The 15,392-nt window shown below is 63.4% G+C and carries 16 protein-coding genes; 6 read left to right on the top strand and 10 right to left on the bottom strand.

All coding sequences use genetic code 11. From position 1 onward, the window contains the following. Nucleotides 1-67: 67 nt before the first annotated feature. Nucleotides 68-958: a LysR family transcriptional regulator gene (locus MIC97_RS12670; protein ID WP_239800317.1), complete on the bottom strand. Its 891-nt coding sequence runs from the start codon at nt 956-958 to the stop codon at nt 68-70. Between the two features lie 97 nt (nt 959-1,055). On the opposite strand from MIC97_RS12670, the gene MIC97_RS12665 reads away from it, so the two are divergent. Further along, entirely contained in the window at nt 1,056-2,051 is a 996-nt protein-coding gene (locus MIC97_RS12665) for an aldo/keto reductase (RefSeq protein ID WP_239800316.1), read from the top strand. Nucleotides 2,052-2,109: 58 nt separating this feature from the next. On the opposite strand, the gene pheT is transcribed toward MIC97_RS12665, so the two are convergent. From pheT to infC, 7 genes are all read right to left on the bottom strand, one after another. Further along, nucleotides 2,110-4,515 carry a phenylalanine--tRNA ligase subunit beta gene (gene pheT / locus MIC97_RS12660; protein ID WP_239800315.1) on the bottom strand — a complete coding sequence of 802 codons (2,406 nt, stop codon included), beginning with the start codon at nt 4,513-4,515 and terminating at the stop codon, nt 2,110-2,112. Nucleotides 4,516-4,537: 22 nt separating this feature from the next. Further along, nucleotides 4,538-5,623, bottom strand: coding sequence for a phenylalanine--tRNA ligase subunit alpha (gene pheS / locus MIC97_RS12655; protein WP_239800314.1), 1,086 nt, complete (start codon nt 5,621-5,623; stop codon nt 4,538-4,540). Further along, nucleotides 5,620-6,513 carry a lipopolysaccharide kinase InaA family protein gene (locus MIC97_RS12650; protein ID WP_239800313.1) on the bottom strand — a complete coding sequence of 298 codons (894 nt, stop codon included), beginning with the start codon at nt 6,511-6,513 and terminating at the stop codon, nt 5,620-5,622. Before MIC97_RS12650 ends, pheS begins: the two co-directional genes overlap by 4 nt. A gap of 86 nt (nt 6,514-6,599) precedes the next feature. Then, nucleotides 6,600-6,998, bottom strand: coding sequence for a 50S ribosomal protein L20 (gene rplT, locus MIC97_RS12645; RefSeq protein WP_183826710.1), 399 nt, complete (start codon nt 6,996-6,998; stop codon nt 6,600-6,602). A 32-nt stretch (nt 6,999-7,030) separates the two neighbouring features. Then, complete coding sequence (gene rpmI / locus MIC97_RS12640; RefSeq protein WP_239800312.1) at nt 7,031-7,240, bottom strand: 50S ribosomal protein L35; 210 nt, start codon at nt 7,238-7,240, stop codon at nt 7,031-7,033. A gap of 172 nt (nt 7,241-7,412) precedes the next feature. Further along, entirely contained in the window at nt 7,413-7,985 is a 573-nt protein-coding gene (locus MIC97_RS12635; RefSeq protein ID WP_239801125.1) for an isoprenylcysteine carboxylmethyltransferase family protein, read from the bottom strand. A gap of 282 nt (nt 7,986-8,267) precedes the next feature. Next, entirely contained in the window at nt 8,268-8,804 is a 537-nt protein-coding gene (gene infC, locus MIC97_RS12630) for a translation initiation factor IF-3 (RefSeq protein ID WP_239801124.1), read from the bottom strand. Between the two features lie 215 nt (nt 8,805-9,019). On the opposite strand from infC, the gene MIC97_RS12625 reads away from it, so the two are divergent. The 4 genes from MIC97_RS12625 to MIC97_RS12610 all read left to right on the top strand — a co-directional run bounded on the left by MIC97_RS12625 (nt 9,020) and on the right by MIC97_RS12610 (nt 12,455). Beyond that, nucleotides 9,020-9,802 carry an alpha/beta hydrolase gene (locus MIC97_RS12625; RefSeq protein WP_239800311.1) on the top strand — a complete coding sequence of 261 codons (783 nt, stop codon included), beginning with the start codon at nt 9,020-9,022 and terminating at the stop codon, nt 9,800-9,802. A 27-nt stretch (nt 9,803-9,829) separates the two neighbouring features. Further along, nucleotides 9,830-10,972 carry a benzoate/H(+) symporter BenE family transporter gene (locus MIC97_RS12620; RefSeq protein ID WP_239800310.1) on the top strand — a complete coding sequence of 381 codons (1,143 nt, stop codon included), beginning with the start codon at nt 9,830-9,832 and terminating at the stop codon, nt 10,970-10,972. A gap of 117 nt (nt 10,973-11,089) precedes the next feature. Then, nucleotides 11,090-11,560 carry a DUF2852 domain-containing protein gene (locus MIC97_RS12615; RefSeq protein ID WP_239800309.1) on the top strand — a complete coding sequence of 157 codons (471 nt, stop codon included), beginning with the start codon at nt 11,090-11,092 and terminating at the stop codon, nt 11,558-11,560. A 127-nt stretch (nt 11,561-11,687) separates the two neighbouring features. Then, nucleotides 11,688-12,455 (top strand): M48 family metallopeptidase, encoded by a 768-nt coding sequence (locus tag MIC97_RS12610; protein WP_239800308.1) that lies wholly within the window; start codon nt 11,688-11,690, stop codon nt 12,453-12,455. 56 nt (nt 12,456-12,511) lie between these two features. On the opposite strand, the gene MIC97_RS12605 is transcribed toward MIC97_RS12610, so the two are convergent. Both MIC97_RS12605 and gshB read right to left on the bottom strand, forming a co-directional pair. Beyond that, complete coding sequence (locus MIC97_RS12605) at nt 12,512-12,730, bottom strand: hypothetical protein (protein ID WP_183826689.1); 219 nt, start codon at nt 12,728-12,730, stop codon at nt 12,512-12,514. A 26-nt stretch (nt 12,731-12,756) separates the two neighbouring features. Beyond that, nucleotides 12,757-13,698, bottom strand: coding sequence for a glutathione synthase (gshB, locus tag MIC97_RS12600; RefSeq protein WP_239800307.1), 942 nt, complete (start codon nt 13,696-13,698; stop codon nt 12,757-12,759). Between the two features lie 174 nt (nt 13,699-13,872). Here gshB and MIC97_RS12595 point away from each other — a divergent pair, with 174 nt between their 5' ends. Then, nucleotides 13,873-15,222, top strand: a complete 1,350-nt coding sequence (locus MIC97_RS12595; RefSeq protein WP_239800306.1) for an EAL domain-containing protein — start codon at nt 13,873-13,875, stop codon at nt 15,220-15,222. The last annotated feature ends 170 nt before the right edge of the window (nt 15,223-15,392 follow it).

Below are 15,392 nucleotides of genomic sequence, written 5' to 3'. Positions count from 1 at the left end.
CTCCAGAATTATCGGCCCGGATTTGCCCCAAAGGAGCGGAAAAGCCAAGCGGCCGGAAGATTACCTTTTAGCCGCGCCAGCGAAAGAAATCCACGAAGGCCCTGAGCGCCGGGCGCATCTGCTTGCGGCTGGGATAATAGACGAAGAAGCCGTCAAAGGGCGGGCACCAGTCCTCCAGCAGGCGCACCAGCCGCCCGTCGGCCAGAGGCTGGCGCACATAATCCTCGAAGACGAAGGCGATGCCCGCGCCATCGAGCGCGGCCTGGACGATCACCCGGTCCTCGCCGAGGATCAGCGGGCCATCCACGTCCATGACGATCTCCTCGCCTTCCTTTTCGAACTCCCAGCGATAGATGACGCCGCTGGAAAAGCGGAAGCGGATGCAGCGATGGCCAGCAAGGCCGCGCGGATGCCGGGGCCGTTCCCTGCCCTCGAGGCAGGAGGGAGCGGCCACCACCGCCCCACGCAGCTGGGGGCCGATGCGCACGGCGATCATGTCGCGTTGCAGGCTTTCGCCGAGCCGCACGCCGGCATCGAAGCCGCCTTCCACCACATCGGTGAAGCGGTCCTCGCTGACGATCTCCAGCGTGATCTCCGGATAGGCGGCGGCGAAGGCGGCAAGGCGCGGGGCGAGCGCCAGCTCGGCGGCAGTGCGCGGCACGTTGAGGCGCAGCTTTCCGGCAGGCCTGTCGCGCGCCTCGACCGCCTGTTCCAGCGCAAGATTGATTTCGGACAGGGCCGGCCGCAGCCGCTCCAGCAAGGCAACGCCTTCTTCAGTCGGGGCGACGCTGCGCGTGGTGCGGGCCAGCAGCCGCACCCCAAGCCGCGCCTCCAGCACCGACACGGCATGGCTGACTGCCGATGGGGCAATGCCCAGTTCCCGCGCGGCGGCGCGGAAGCTGCCGTGCTGCGCAACGACCGAAAGAACGGCGAGATGGGAAAGCTGGTTACGCGACATTGATCTAAAATATAGAATAGCCAATGCACAAACAAACGGATTATCGAACGATGATCCGGCTCCTATCTCTGCCTCATCCCACACAGGAGGCTTGCAGATGCAACCACGCAAACTTGGAACAGAACTCACCGTCAATCCCATCGGCCTCGGCTGCATGGGCATGAGTTTCGCCTATGGCGGACAGGAGGAAAAAGACTCCATCGCCACCCTGCACCGGGCCGTGGAGATCGGTGTCGATTTCTTCGACACGGCGGAAGTCTACGGCCCGTTCGAGAACGAGCGCCTCGTCGGCAAAGCGCTGAAGGGCGTGCGCGACAAGGTCACCATCGCCACCAAGTTCGGGTTCAGGATCAGCGACGAAGGCACCGGGGCCGGGCGCATGGCGGGCGTGGACAGCCGCCCCGAGCATGTCAAGGCGGTGGCGGAAGCTTCGCTGAAGCGCCTCGGCACCGATGTCATCGACCTCTATTACCAGCACCGCGTCGATCCCTCGGTGCCGATCGAGGATACGGTCGGCGCGATGGCCGATCTGGTGCGCGAGGGCAAGGTGCGCGCGCTCGGCCTTTCGGAAGTGAGCCCGCAGACCCTGCGGCGTGCCCATGCGGTTCACCCGATCGCCGCCGTGCAGAGCGAGTATTCGCTGTGGAGCCGCGAGCCGGAAGAGGAGATCTTCGCCGTCTGCCGGGAACTTGGTGTCGGCTTCGTGCCTTACAGTCCCCTGGGACGCGGCCTGCTGACGGGCACGATCCGCAAGACCGATGCACTGGGCGAAGACGACTGGCGCCGCACCCTGCCGCGTTTTCAGGCAGAGGCCATGGAAGCCAATGAACGGCTGGTGGCGCTGCTGGAACAGATGGCAGAGGGCAAGGGCGTGACGGCAGCGCAACTGGCGCTGGCCTGGGTGCTGCATCAGGGCGATTTCATCGTACCGATCCCCGGCGCGCGCCGCATCGCCCATCTCGAACAGAACGTGGCGGCAGCGCAGATCGCGCTGAGCGAGGCCGAGGTGGCCGAAATCGGGGCTGCCCTGTCACCGGACAAGGTGGCCGGCAAGCGCTACACGGAAGAAGCGCTGTCGCTCACCAACGGCTGATACGACTGCGGGCAGGCGGAGCGATCCGCCTGCCCGCTTCATCATGTCTTCAGGCCGTTCAGCCGCGCAGCGCGCCGCCGGTCTGCTTCTTGACATTCTCGACGATGCGGCCAGCCAGCGCCTCGAAATCCTCTTCGGTCAGCGTCTTTTCGACGGGCTGGATGGTGACTTCGATGGCGATGGATTTTTTGCCCTCGCCCAGCGAAGCACCCTCGAAAATGTCGAACACATTGACGTCGGTGACCAGCTTCCTGTCGGCGACAAGGGCTGCCTTGACCAACGACCCTGCCTCCACAGCCTTTTCAACTACGAAGGCGAAGTCGCGCTTCACCGCCTGGAAGGCGGAAAGCTCCAGCTTCGGCTTGGTGCGGGTCGGCTTGGCCTTGGCTTCAGGAACAGCGTCCACGAACACCTCGAAGCCGGCCAGCGGGCCGCTGGCGTCGAGTGCTTCCAGCACCTTCGGATGGAACTCGCCGAAATGGCCGAGCACCACCTTGGGACCGAGTTTTATCACGCCCGAGCGGCCCGGATGATACCAGCCAGGCGCGGCGGCCTCGATCTGCAAGCGGTCCACCGGCGCGCCGCAGGCTTCCAGCGCGGCGATGGCATCGGCCTTGGCGTCATAGACGCCGACCGGTGCGGCATTGCCGCTCCAGTAGCGGCCTGAGCCTTCCAGCTTCGCGGTGCCCCGGCGGATGCCTGCCGCAACGCGGCGCTGCTTTTCCGGCGTGTCGCCCTCATAGGTGCCGGAGACCTCGAACAGGGCGACGTCGCCCATGCCGCGATCCGCGTTGCGCTGGGCCGCCGCAATCAGGCCGGGCAGCAGCGAGGGGCGCATGTCCGACATGTCGGAAGCAATTGGGTTGGCGAGCTTCAGCGCCGCCTGCCCGCCGCCGAACAATTCAGCGTGCTTTGCCGGGATGAAGGACCACGTGACCGCCTCCAGCATGCCGCGCACGGCCAGAGCGCGCCGGGCGAAGCGGCTGCGGATCTGCAGCGTGGTGAGGATCTTGCCGTTGACCGCATCGTGGCTGGACAACGGCCGAGACTCGATCTCGTCGACGCCGTGGATGCGCATCACCTCTTCCACCAGATCGGCCTTGCCATCGACATCCGGCCGCCATGACGGCACCTCGACATCGACCACATCGCCATTGCCGAGCGGTTTGAAGCCGAGGCGGGTGAGGATCGACAGGCTCTCGTCCTTGGGCACGTCGAGGCCGGTCAGCCGCTTCACTTCCGCCAGCGGAAAGGAGACGATCTTCGGCTTATGTCCGGCATAGCCGACAACCTGCGCCTCGGTCGGCTCGCCGCCGCACAGGTCGAGAACCATGCGGGTGGCCAGTTCCAGCCCCGGCACCATGTATTCAGGGTCGGCACCGCGCTCGAAACGATAGCGGGCGTCGGTGATGATGCCGAGCGCGCGACCGGTGCGGGCGACGTTGAGCGCATCCCAGAGCGCGGATTCGATCAGCACCTCGGTGGTGTTCTCGTCACAGCCGGAAAGCTCGCCGCCCATGATGCCGGCGATGGATTCCACGCCATTGTCATCGGCGATGACGCACATCTCCGGCGTCAGCTGATACTCGCGCCCATCGAGCGCCAGCACTTTTTCGCCATCCTTTGCACGGCGCACCACGAGATTGCCGGCGACCTTCTTCGCATCGAACACATGCAGCGGACGGCCACGGTCGAAGGTGATGTAGTTGGTGATATCGACCAGCGTGTTGATGGGGCGAAGGCCGATGGCGATCAGCCGCTTCTGCATCCATTTCGGCGACGGGCCGTTCTTCACTCCACGCACAAGGCGCAGCGCGAAGCCGGGGCACAGGTCGGGCGCCTCGATGGTCAGCTTCACCGGCGTCTCGCCCTTGCCGGCGACGGCTGAGACCGGGCCGGTCTTCAGTGTGCCAAGGCCAGATGCCGCGAGATCGCGCGCGATGCCGTAGACGCCGGTGGCATCGGGACGATTGGGCGTCAGGTTGATCTCGATGACCGGATCGTCCAGTTCCGCCCAGCTTGCGTAAGACGTGCCGACCGGCGCATCGGGCGGCAGATCGATGATGCCGTCATGCTCGTCGGAAAGCTGCAGTTCGCGCTCCGAACACATCATGCCGTGGCTCTCGACGCCGCGGATCTTGCCGACCGAAAGCGTGACGTCGATGCCGGGCACATAAGTGCCGGGAGCGGCGAAGGCGCCAACCAGACCGGCCCGCGCGTTGGGCGCGCCGCAGACGACCTGTATGGGAGCGCCGGCACCAGTGTCCACCGACAGAACGCGCAGCTTGTCGGCGTCGGGGTGCTTTTCGGCGGTCAGCACCTTTGCAATGACGAAGGGCTTCAAGGCCGCCTTGTCGTCGACGGATTCGACTTCGAGGCCGATGGCCGTCAGCCGCTCGACGATCTCGTCCAGCGTGGCGTCGGTTTCGAGGTGCTCTTTCAGCCAGGAGAGGGTGAATTTCATGTGTCTGTTCCTTGCCGCGCGATCAGTTGCTCAGTCCGCCGAACAGGGTCGGCAGGTCGAGCGGGCGGAAACCGTAATGCTGGAGCCAGCGCACATCGGCGTCGAAGAAGGCGCGCAGATCCGGCATGCCGTATTTCAGCATGGCGATGCGGTCGATGCCCATGCCCCAGGCAAAGCCCTGATACTCGTCCGGATCGAGGCCTCCGGCGCGCATGACATTGGGATGGACCATGCCGCAGCCGAGAATTTCCATCCAGTCATTGCCCTCGCCGAAGCGCACCTCGCCCGGCCGCGAGCGATCGCACTGGATGTCAACCTCCAGCGACGGCTCGGTGAAGGGGAAGAAGCTCGGACGGAAGCGCATTCTGACCGACGGCACCTCGAAGAAAGCCTTGCAGAATTCCTCCAGCACCCATTTCATGTTGGCGACATTGGCGGTCTTGTCGATGACCAGCCCCTCGACCTGGTGGAACATGGGCGAATGAGTGGCATCGGAATCCTGCCGGTAGGTCTTGCCGGGAATGACGATGCGGATCGGCGGCTTCTGCTGTTCCATCGTGCGGATCTGCACCGGCGAGGTGTGGGTGCGCAGCACCTTGCGCTCGCCCTTTTCGTCCGGCTGGAAGAAGAAGGTGTCGTGCATTTCGCGCGCCGGATGGCCTTCGGGGAAGTTCAGCGCGGTGAAATTGTAATAGTCGGTCTCGATATCCGGCCCTTCGGCGATGGCGAAGCCGAGGTCGCCGAAGATGGCGGCGATCTCATCGATCACCTGGCTGATGGGGTGGATGCGGCCGCGCTCGGCCGGAGAGGAACGCACCGGCAGCGTGACGTCTACCTTCTCGGCCTCCAGCCGCGCGGTGATGGCGACGTCGCGCAATGCAGTCCGGCGGGCGGAGAGCGCCTCGGTGATGCGGTTCTTCAGGCCATTGATTGCCGGGCCCTTCACCTGCCGCTCCTCGGCGCTCATGGCGCCCAGCGTCTTCAGCAGTTCCGAGATCGAGCCCTTCTTGCCGAGTGCCGAAACCCTGACCGCTTCGATCGCGGCCTCGTCACCCGCGCCGGCAATCGCGTCCGACAGCGTTCGTTCCAGTTGATCGATATCAGTCATGATTGTCCTCTGGGCCGCTCGTGGCCGGTAGCTTGAAGAGATGGCGCGGATGCCGGTTCGGCATCAAGCGCATTTTTCAGGAAAGACGTGGCCTTCACCGCATAAAGCGCGTCCTTGCCCAGCAGCGTTTCCGGCAAAAGCCGCAATGGCGTCAGCCAGAGATGAAAGAAGGCGACGAGGCGGGCCAGCGGCGGCATGACGGCCGACGGAGCTGCGCCATGATAGGCGGCAAACGCATGGGCCGGCGTATCGGGAGAGATCGCACGCGCGGTAATTTGCAGGAACAGCAGCCACAGGTCGCGCGCCTGCGCCATCGCAAGCGGCATCACCGCTTCCGGCTCTTCCTCGAAATCCAGGAAACCGACGCGCCCGTCACCTTTCGCCGGATCAGGCAGGAACATGTCGCGCGGATGCGGCCTGCCATGGCAAAGTCCGGCCCGATGCGCATCGCCCAGCCCTTCGGCGAGCGTCACCAGCAATTCGTCGTGGGCGACGGGGTCGGCGGCGTGCAGGTCGCCGAGGCGCGCCTGCGTTACCCTGCCGACATCGGAAAGCACCAGAACAGCCTCGTTGCCGAACACGATGTCGGCCACCGGCAAACCGGCCTCCCGAAACAGGTTCATCTTGCGCCGTTCCCGCTCCACGCCGAGCGATCCCGGCGCGGCGCGCGAGGAGCGCAGGAAAACCGGCAGAAGCGGAGAAATGGCGCGATGAAGGAGCTTGCCGAAAGGCTGGCGCTCGACATCATAGCGCTTGATCCAAACGTGGCGCCCGTCGATATCGGCCCGCGCAACGCGCGCACGTGCATTCGCCGCCAGAAGGCGCACCAGCGTCGCCAGCCCTTCGGCGGAAAGCATATCCGTGCTGTCGTCCTGTACGGCCTTGCTCATCTCGTTCCATAAGAAAAACCCGCGCCAGCCCTGCCAGCGCGGGTTTCCCAAATCGTAGTGTTGCAGAACTTCGGGAAAACGCTGGCTTAAGCTACAGCGCTTTCAAAAGCGTTCGGCGTGGTGTCCTTGAGATACTCAAGCGCAGTCTTCGACTTCGCAACCAGAGCGGCGAAAGCCTGCGGCTCATGGATGGCCATGTCGGACAGAACCTTGCGGTCGATCTCGATGCCGGCCTTGTTCAGGCCGTCGATGAAGCGGCCGTAGGTCAGGCCGTGCTCACGCACCGCAGCGTTGATGCGCTGGATCCACAGGGCGCGGAAATTGCGCTTGCGGGCCTTGCGGTCGCGGTAGGCGTACTGCAGCGACTTCTCGACCGCCTGCTTGGCGATGCGGATGGTGTTCTTGCGACGGCCGTAAAAGCCCTTGGCGGCTTTCAGAACCTTCTTGTGCTTGGCGTGGCCGGTAGTGCCTCTTTTCACGCGCATGTCATGATCTCCTTAATATCGTTCCAACCGGCTCAGATGCCGCCGCCGTTAGGCAGGAAATTCCTGATGACCTTCTTGGCATCCGGCTCTGCGAGAACCATGGTGCCGCGGGCATCGCGGATGAACTTGTTGGACCGCTTGATCATGCCGTGGCGCTTGCCGGCGGCGGCCGAAAGCACCTTGCCGGTGCCGGTGATCTTGAACCGCTTCTTGGCGGAAGATTTGGTCTTCATCTTGGGCATTTTGCTTGTCTCCTTATCGGGCGGGTTCGCCCTTGTCTTCGCTCCGGACCGACCAAAGTCCGGAAAGCAAGCGAAACCGCCACGGCATGCCCTGCCGGGCGGTTTTCATGAACGGCGGGTCTATACGGCAATGCCGCACAAAGCGCAACACCCCGTCGTCAGCGACATGGCTTCAGGGCACCGTGAACAGAACCGGCAGCACGCCCGCCATCTGGGCGCTGTCGATCGATTCGAAGAAAGGCATGGCGAGCAGGAAGACCAGCCCGTCGAGAAGGGTGGTCTTCAGAAGTTTCGGCTGGAACGAACCGGTGTCGCCCTCCTCATAGAGCGACAGCCGGGGGAAGAAACGCGGCACCCGTGCCAGATAGGCTTCATAGGGCGCGCCGAGAACCTCCTTGAGAAACCGCTCCTCGCGCAGGATGACGACGTGAAAGGCCAGAGCGCACAAAAGCGCGAAGCCGAACATGGCGGTGAACGAGCCCATCTGGGCGCCGACGCCGGCAGCCGCCACGGTCGAGAACACATAAAGGGGATTGCGTGTGATCGAATAGGGACCGCCAGTCACCACCTCGGCAGATTTGCGGCCACCGATATAAAGCGTCGACCAAAGGCGGCCGACGATGCCGAGAAAGATCAGCAGAACACCGAACATCTCGATGGTCTCGTGCACCACGGATTCCGGCGGGAAAGTCGACTGCCCGAACAGCAGCAGGGCGCACAGGAGAACCAACAGCCCCGCCAGCATGTAACGGCGGGTGCGCTGATAGCGACTGAGGCTTTGCCCCTGTTGCTGCCGGCCGGAATCGGGAGTGGCATTCTGAACAGCAGGCATGGGCGGCATCCTCTCCACGGTTGGATGCCTCTGCAGCACAGTTGCGGCATAACGATGGCAGCAGCGCCGCAATGCGACCATCTCCTCTGCCATTTTCGATCATGCCCGGGTGATGCAGCGCCCGGAGGAGATAGCGTCAAAAGCAAACGGCGCCGCCATTTCTGGCAGCGCCGCAAAACTTTGCCGGCTCACGCGTCAGCGCGGTGCCAGCACCATCATCATCTGGCGGCCTTCGAGCTTGGGCTCGGCTTCGACCTTGGCGATCGTGGCGGTCTCTTCGCGCACCTTGTTGAGAAGCTGCATGCCGAGTTCCATGTGAGCCATTTCGCGGCCACGGAAGCGCAGGGTCACCTTGACCTTGTCACCCTCATCGAAGAACCGGCGCGCCGCCTTCATCTTGACCTCGTAATCGTGGTCGTCGATGTTCGGGCGCATCTTGATCTCCTTGATCTCGATGACCTTCTGGTTCTTGCGGGCTTCAGCCGCCTTCTTCTGGGTGGCATATTTCAGCTTGCCGAGATCGAGAATCTTGGCGACCGGCGGATTGGCATTGGGAGAAATCTCGACGAGGTCCAGCCCGGCCTCTTCAGCGAGCAGGAGAGCCTCGCTTGTGGCGATTTCGCCGCGATTGTTGCCGTCGGCATCGATGAGCTGGATACGGGGAACCTTGATGTCCCGGTTAGCGCGCGGCCCGTCCTTGGTGGGCGCTGCTGCTTTGAAAGGTCTGCGAATGGTCGTATTCTCCTCGAATTATTGATATGCGAGTGCGGAGGCGCCTTTGCGGGGAACGCCTATGTGGGGAACGGGTGCGCGGTGTCAATAGCACAGCAAACAACGAAAATCACGAAAATCCGTTGCGCCTGTCAGCATGAGGTGCAGAAAGCGCATGAGCGCTTTTTCATGCAGCCAGGCGCTGCGAGCAAGATCACCTTCCAGGGAAGCATAACATGAATACACGCCAAGTCGAGTTCGTGGATGTCGACGGCACAAGCATCGCCGTGCGCCGTCAGGAAGGCGACGCGCCGGGGGTCATGTGGCTTGGGGGCTACAAGTCCGACATGCTGGGCACCAAGGCCGAAGCGCTTGCCGAATGGGCAACGGGACAGGGTCGCGCCTTTCTGCGCCACGACTATTCGGGCCATGGCGAATCAGGCGGCGAGTTCGCAGACGGCACCATCTCGAAATGGCTGCGCGAGAGCCTTGCCGTTTTTGCCCGCCACACGCGCGGACCGCAGGTGCTCGTCGGCTCGTCCATGGGCGGATGGATTGCGCTGCGCATGGTGCAGGAACTGCTGAAGGCGGGCGAAAGCCGCGTCCGGGGGCTGGTGTTGATCGCGCCCGCGCCGGACTTCACCGCTGAACTGGTAGAACCGGCCATGACCGATGAACAGCGCCGCGAACTCGCGGAACAGGGTTATTTCGAGATCCCCTCAGACTATGTCGACGAGCCCTATATCTACACGCGCGACCTGATCGAGGACGGGCGGGCGAATCTCATGATGAATGCCCCGATCGACACGCACTGCCCGGTTCACATCCTGCAGGGCATGCAGGATGAATCGGTGCCGCATTCCCATGCGCTGAAGCTGGTCAGCCTCCTGCCGGCCGACGACGTCACGCTCTCGCTGGTGCCGGATGGCGACCACCGCCTGTCGCGGCCGCAGGACATCGAGCTGCTGATTTCAGCCGTGCGCGACATGGCAGCGCAAGCCAGCCGGCAAAATACCTGATCCCTTTCCCTCGCGAGCTTCCGCCATATGCGCATATCCATTCCCGTATCGGCCTTCGTGGCCGCCATTGTCGGCTTCGGCGGAACGCTCGCCATCGTCATTGCCGCCGCCGTGGCGGTGGGCGCTACCCAGTTGCAGACGGCAAGCTGGGTCACCGCGCTCTGCCTTGCCATGGCTTTCGAGACGGCATGGCTTTCATGGCGCACGAAAATGCCGGTCATCACCGCCTGGTCGACACCGGGCGTTGCGCTGATTGCCGCTTCCAGCGGCTTTTCCATGAACGAGGCGGTTGGCGCCTTTCTCATTGCCGGCGCGCTCCTCGTGGCCACGGCTCTTTTCCGTCCGCTGACCACGCTGATCTCGCGCATCCCGGCCTCGGTCGCCTCCGGCATGCTGGCCGGCATCGTCGTGACCTTCGCCACCGAAGCGGCAAAGACGGTGCCGCTCGACCCGTGGCTGATCGTGCCGCTGATTGCCGCCTTCTTCGTGCTCAGGCTGATCAACCCGGCCATTTCCGTTCTGGCGGTGCTGATCGGCGGCGGGGCCGCGGCTTTCCTGACCGGCCGCGTGGGCGGCCTGCCAACGCCGGAGATTTCGACGCTGACATGGATCTGGCCGGAATTTTCGGCCGGCGCCGTCGTCGGCCTCGCCGTGCCGCTTTATCTGGTCACCATGGCCTCGCAGAACCTGTCGGGCCTCGCCGTGCTGCGTGCCTCCGGTTATGAGCCCGACCCCGCCCCGCTGATTGGCGTCACCGGCCTTTTTTCGGTGCTGACCGCGCCTTTCGGAGCCTCGACCACCAATCTCGCGGCGATCTCGGCTGCCATCTGCACCGGACCGGACGTGCATCCCGATCCGGCCGAGCGCTGGAAGACCGGGCCATTCTATGCGCTCGCCTATCTGATCTTCGCTTTGTTCGGCGCCTCGCTGGTGGCGATCTTCGCGGTGCTGCCGCAAAGCCTCATCGCGCTGGTGGCGGGACTGGCGCTGCTCGGCCCCCTCACCAACGCCCTCACCATCGCCCTCCAGAAAGAAAACGAGCGCATGGCCGCGACCGTCACCTTTGCCGTCACCGCTTCGGGGCTTGTGCTGTCCGGCATCGGTTCCGCCTTCTGGGGGCTGGTGGCGGGCCTTGCCGTCCTCGCGCTCGACCACGTCAAAAAAGCCTAACGAAACCGGGAGCCTGCAAGGTTTCCGGCGGCTTTATCTTGAATCGCCATTTTTCGCTTCCCATGTTTTTTTCAGGCGGCCGGACCGGCCCGCTCCAACTGAAGGAACGCGAAGAACATGAACACGACTGCACTGATCCGCCCGGCATGGACGCCGGCGACCATCGCGCTGATGGTGATCGGCTTCATGGTGTTCTGGCCCCTCGGCCTCGCCATGCTCGCCTACATCATCTGGGGAGACAGGCTGGAAGGCTTCAAGAAGGACGTCAACCGGGCGACCGACGGCATCTTTGCCGGCTGCCGCCGTGGTGCCGACAAGGCGCAAGGCTGGGGCCGCACCCGCACCGGCAATGTCGCCTTCGACGACTGGCGCGAGAGGGAACTCTCCCGCCTTGACGAGGAACGCCGCAAGCTCGACGAAATGCTGAGCGAGTTCGATGAGTATGCGCGTGAGTTGCGTCGCGCCAAGGATCAGGAAGAATTCGATCGCTTCATGGCGAACCGCAACCGCTCGACCGCTCCGGCGACCACCGCAAGCACACCGAAGAAGCGTGGCGGGAAGTCGGACGACACCCTGCTCGACGACTGATCTCAGCCTTTCCTGCAACGAACGGCGTCGCCTTGCGGCGCCGTTTTCGTTTGTTCCTTCCGCCCGGCTTCAAATCACCCTTCATCCCGCCCGTTCATCCGGGGGACGAATCGACTATGGTGAGGTCATGTCATTCGGCTTCTTCCGCAATCTCAACCGACCTGCGAAGCCCGTGCCGCAGCAGCCGGAGCTGCGCGAGCATACGGTTGCCGGGCGCACGCTGCCGCTGCGCATCGTGGAGAACGGCCGCGCCCGCCGCCTGACCCTGCGCATCGATGCCGGCGGACAGGGATTGCGCATCACCGTACCGCCCGGCCTGCGCCGCAGCGAGGTGGACAATTTCCTGCATCGCCATCAGGGCTGGCTGGAAGAGAAGCTGGCGAAAGTGCCGGACAGGCCCAATGTGCGCCCCGGCGTGAAGATACCGCTTTACGGCGTGCCGCATCTGATCGTGCATGAGCCGGGCAGGCGCGGCACGGTCAGCGTGCAGGAGGATGAAGGCGGCCGGACCATCGTCGTGCATGGCGAGCGCATTCACCTGCCGCGACGGGTGGCCGATTTTTTGAAGCGCGAAGCCCGCCGCGAGATTGGCGCTCTGGTGGAAAAACACACCGCAACCGTCGGCCGCAAGGCCAAAGCCGTGCGCTTCAGGGATACCACCAGCCGCTGGGGTTCCTGCACCTCGGACGGTACGCTGTCCTTCTCATGGCGCATCATGATGGCGCCGCGACCGGTCATCAATTACCTGGTCGCCCACGAGGTCGCGCATCTGCGCGAGATGAATCACGGGCCGAAATTCTGGAAACTGTGCACGGAACTGTGCCCCGACACCGAGCGCTGCAAGGCATGGCTGAAACGCAACGGCTCCGCCCTTCAGGCGATCGCCTTCGAGTGACCGGCGCACCCGCCCTCAGCCGGCGGCGTTTCAATTGTCCCCGTCAATCGTCCCCGTCAATCGTCATTGGCGGCGTTGAGTTCGTCGGGATGAAGCGATTCGCCCGCGTGGCGCGGCCATGGCAGAAAATCGCGGTCGAAACCCTCGCCACCGAAGTAGTCCAGCGCCCGCTGACCTTCCGCACCGTCCATGCCGGCGCGCTGCAACAGCCAGGCGATGACCTCGCGGGCCTGCTCCAGCTTTTCTCTCGCTTCGCGTGCGGTGTCGCCGGTCATCGTCGTGTTCTCCTTTGCAAGGAGTATCAGGCGCGCTTGGCCTCGACGCAATCCCAGAACAGGGCTGCGATGTCGGCGCCGCCGAAGCGCTTCACCTCACGGATGCCGGTCGGCGAGGTCACGTTGATCTCGGTCATGTAGTCGCCGATCACGTCGATACCGACCAGAATGAAGCCACGCTCTTTCAGCGACGGGCCGATCGCCGCGCAGATCTCACGCTCGCGAGCGGTCAGCTCGGTCTTCTCGGCGCGCCCGCCGACATGCATGTTGGAGCGCGATTCATGGTCGGCCGGCACGCGGTTGATGGCGCCCACCGGCTCGCCGTCGATGAGCAGGATGCGCTTGTCGCCCTTGCGGACGTCCTTGAGATAACGCTGGACGATGAAGGGCTCGCGGAACATCTGCGAGAACATTTCCAGCAGCGACGACAGGTTCTGATCGTCGTCGCGCAGGTGGAAGATGCCCGCACCGCCATTGCCGTAAAGCGGCTTGATGATGATGTCGCCATATTGCCGGCGGAAATCGGCCACTTCCTGCGGATCCTTGGTGATCAGCGTCTCCGGCATCAGGTCGGCGAATTCGGTGACGAAGATCTTTTCAGGGCTGTTGCGCACCCAGGCCGGATCGTTGACCACCAGCGTGCGCGGATGGATGCGCTCCAGCATGTGGGTGGTGGTGATGTAGTCCATGTCGAAGGGCGGATCCTGCCGCAGCAGAATGACGTCCATCTCCGACAGATCGGTGCGCACCGGCTCGCCCAGCGTGAAATGACTGCCCTTTTCATCCCGCACCGTCATGTCCTCAAGACGGGCATATACCTTGCCATCCAGCAAAGAGAGGCGGTCAGGCGTATAGTGATAAAGCGCATGGCCGCGCCGCTGCGCCTCCAGAGACAGCGCGAATGTGGTGTCGCCGGCAATCGACACCGTGGAAATATGGTCCATCTGAACCGCAATTTTGAGGGGCATGGAAGGCTCTCCGTCGTCCTGAGGCGTGAGATATAAGGAACTTGATCTCACCTGCCAATGCGGAGGCTGGCGAACATTGTTACAGCCGTGAAATAAGATTTCATCAGATACTTTTCCTAAAGGCTTTTCTGGCAGGGTGGCCAAAGTTTCTTTTAAAACTTTTCAGGGTTCGCAATGCATATGCCGTTTGGCAGCCGGCAAACAAACAGAGACGGAAACGATCTCGCATTCACCGACCCCCTGACGGGACTGGGCAATCACCGCCGCTTCTTCGACCGGGTGGAGCGGCTCATCCGCGACAGGGCCGACGATCCTGCCCCGTTTGCCATCGGCATACTCGATCTCGACGGCTTCAAGCCGATCAACGACCTCTTCGGCTATCAGGCCGGCGACGAGATCCTGACCCAGATCGCCATGCGTCTCAGGGCTTCCATGGACAGCCAGTCTTCCGTGTGCCGGATCGGCGCCGATGAGTTCGCCGTGCTCTGCCCGATGGTGTTCAGCGAGGAAGCCGCGATAGAAAAGGCGCGCACGCTCATCGAGATCCTGTCCGCTCCCTATGATGTCGGCGACCGCACGGCCCGCCTGTCGGCCTCGGCGGGCTGCTCGCTGTTCTATTCGCAGGACGAGACAACCGAGATCCTGCTCAACAAGGCAGAAACCGCGCTCTATCACGCCAAGCGCTCCGGGCGCGGGCAGGTGGTGGTCTACACCCGCGAGATGGAAGAAGCAGCCAGAAGGCTGACGCATATCGAGCAGGCCCTGCGCCGCGCCGTTTCGGCCGGCGAGGTGGAGCCGCATTTCCAGCCTATCGTCGACCTGACGACGCGCCGCATCATCGGCTTCGAGACACTGGCGCGCTGGACCGATCCGGATATCGGGCCGGTCTCGCCCGCCGTTTTCATCCCGATCGCCGAAGAACGCGGCATCATCGGCCCGTTGTCTCAACTGGTCCTACGCAAGGCCGTGGAGGCCGCGAAGGCGTGGCCGGCAGACCTGTTCCTGTCGTTCAACCTGTCGCCGTCCCAGCTTGTCGACAACAACACCGGCAAGGACATACTGGCCATGCTGGAGCGCACCGGTTTCGACCCGCTACGGCTGGAAATCGAGATCACTGAAACCGGCCTGATGAGCGACCCGACCTCGGCCGGCAGAATCATCGATGATCTGCGCCAGCACGGCATCCGCATCGCGCTTGACGACTTCGGCACCGGCCAGTCATCACTGGGGCGGCTGCGCGAATTTCCTTTCAGCAAGCTCAAGATCGATCGCTCCTTCGTCTCCTCCATGCTCGATGACATGCCCTCGCAGCACATCATTCGCGCCATACTGGCGATGTGCGAGGGCCTTGGTATCGAGGTGGTGGCCGAGGGCATCGAAGAAGAAGAGCAGGCGGCCTGCCTGCTTCAGTTCGGATGCCTGTCCGGACAGGGCTATCTGTTCGGCAAAGCGGCCGACGCCGCCACCACGCTGGTCATCGTTCGCGAAGCCATGCGCACCGTTCTGCTGCCTGCCGCCAACTGACTTCTTGCCGCCTGCGAATGCGGCTTCTACTGGCGCCAGCTACAGGCGCATCTCCTCCCGATTCATCATAACATGAAACTGCAATGGCATTGCCTTACCTGACGGAAGGTGAATCGGAAGGCTTTCCTCAATATTGACGTTTACGCAAACGTCAAAGTTTGTTATGGCTT

The sequence above is a fragment of the Aquamicrobium sp. NLF2-7 genome, from assembly GCF_022359935.1.
Classification (GTDB): domain Bacteria; phylum Pseudomonadota; class Alphaproteobacteria; order Rhizobiales; family Rhizobiaceae; genus Mesorhizobium; species Mesorhizobium lusatiense.
The sequence above is the reverse complement of the archived record's forward strand: the minus strand, read 5'-3'. Positions and strand labels throughout refer to the sequence as shown.

Coding starts and splice junctions, on each gene's coding strand:
- MIC97_RS12670 (WP_239800317.1), bottom strand. CDS start 958: ATGTCGCGTAACCAGCTTTCCCATCTCGCCGTTCTTTCGGTCGTTGCG.
- pheT (WP_239800315.1), bottom strand. CDS start 4,515: ATGAAATTCACCCTCTCCTGGCTGAAAGAGCACCTCGAAACCGACGCC.
- MIC97_RS12615 (WP_239800309.1), top strand. CDS start 11,090: ATGAACACGACTGCACTGATCCGCCCGGCATGGACGCCGGCGACCATC.
- MIC97_RS12595 (WP_239800306.1), top strand. CDS start 13,873: ATGCATATGCCGTTTGGCAGCCGGCAAACAAACAGAGACGGAAACGAT.
- MIC97_RS12625 (WP_239800311.1), top strand. CDS start 9,020: ATGAATACACGCCAAGTCGAGTTCGTGGATGTCGACGGCACAAGCATC.
- MIC97_RS12650 (WP_239800313.1), bottom strand. CDS start 6,513: ATGAGCAAGGCCGTACAGGACGACAGCACGGATATGCTTTCCGCCGAA.
- MIC97_RS12610 (WP_239800308.1), top strand. CDS start 11,688: ATGTCATTCGGCTTCTTCCGCAATCTCAACCGACCTGCGAAGCCCGTG.
- MIC97_RS12620 (WP_239800310.1), top strand. CDS start 9,830: ATGCGCATATCCATTCCCGTATCGGCCTTCGTGGCCGCCATTGTCGGC.
- MIC97_RS12635 (WP_239801125.1), bottom strand. CDS start 7,985: ATGCTGGCGGGGCTGTTGGTTCTCCTGTGCGCCCTGCTGCTGTTCGGG.
- MIC97_RS12665 (WP_239800316.1), top strand. CDS start 1,056: ATGCAACCACGCAAACTTGGAACAGAACTCACCGTCAATCCCATCGGC.
- MIC97_RS12605 (WP_183826689.1), bottom strand. CDS start 12,730: ATGACCGGCGACACCGCACGCGAAGCGAGAGAAAAGCTGGAGCAGGCC.
- pheS (WP_239800314.1), bottom strand. CDS start 5,623: ATGACTGATATCGATCAACTGGAACGAACGCTGTCGGACGCGATTGCC.
- rpmI (WP_239800312.1), bottom strand. CDS start 7,240: ATGCCCAAGATGAAGACCAAATCTTCCGCCAAGAAGCGGTTCAAGATC.
- gshB (WP_239800307.1), bottom strand. CDS start 13,698: ATGCCCCTCAAAATTGCGGTTCAGATGGACCATATTTCCACGGTGTCG.
- rplT (WP_183826710.1), bottom strand. CDS start 6,998: ATGCGCGTGAAAAGAGGCACTACCGGCCACGCCAAGCACAAGAAGGTT.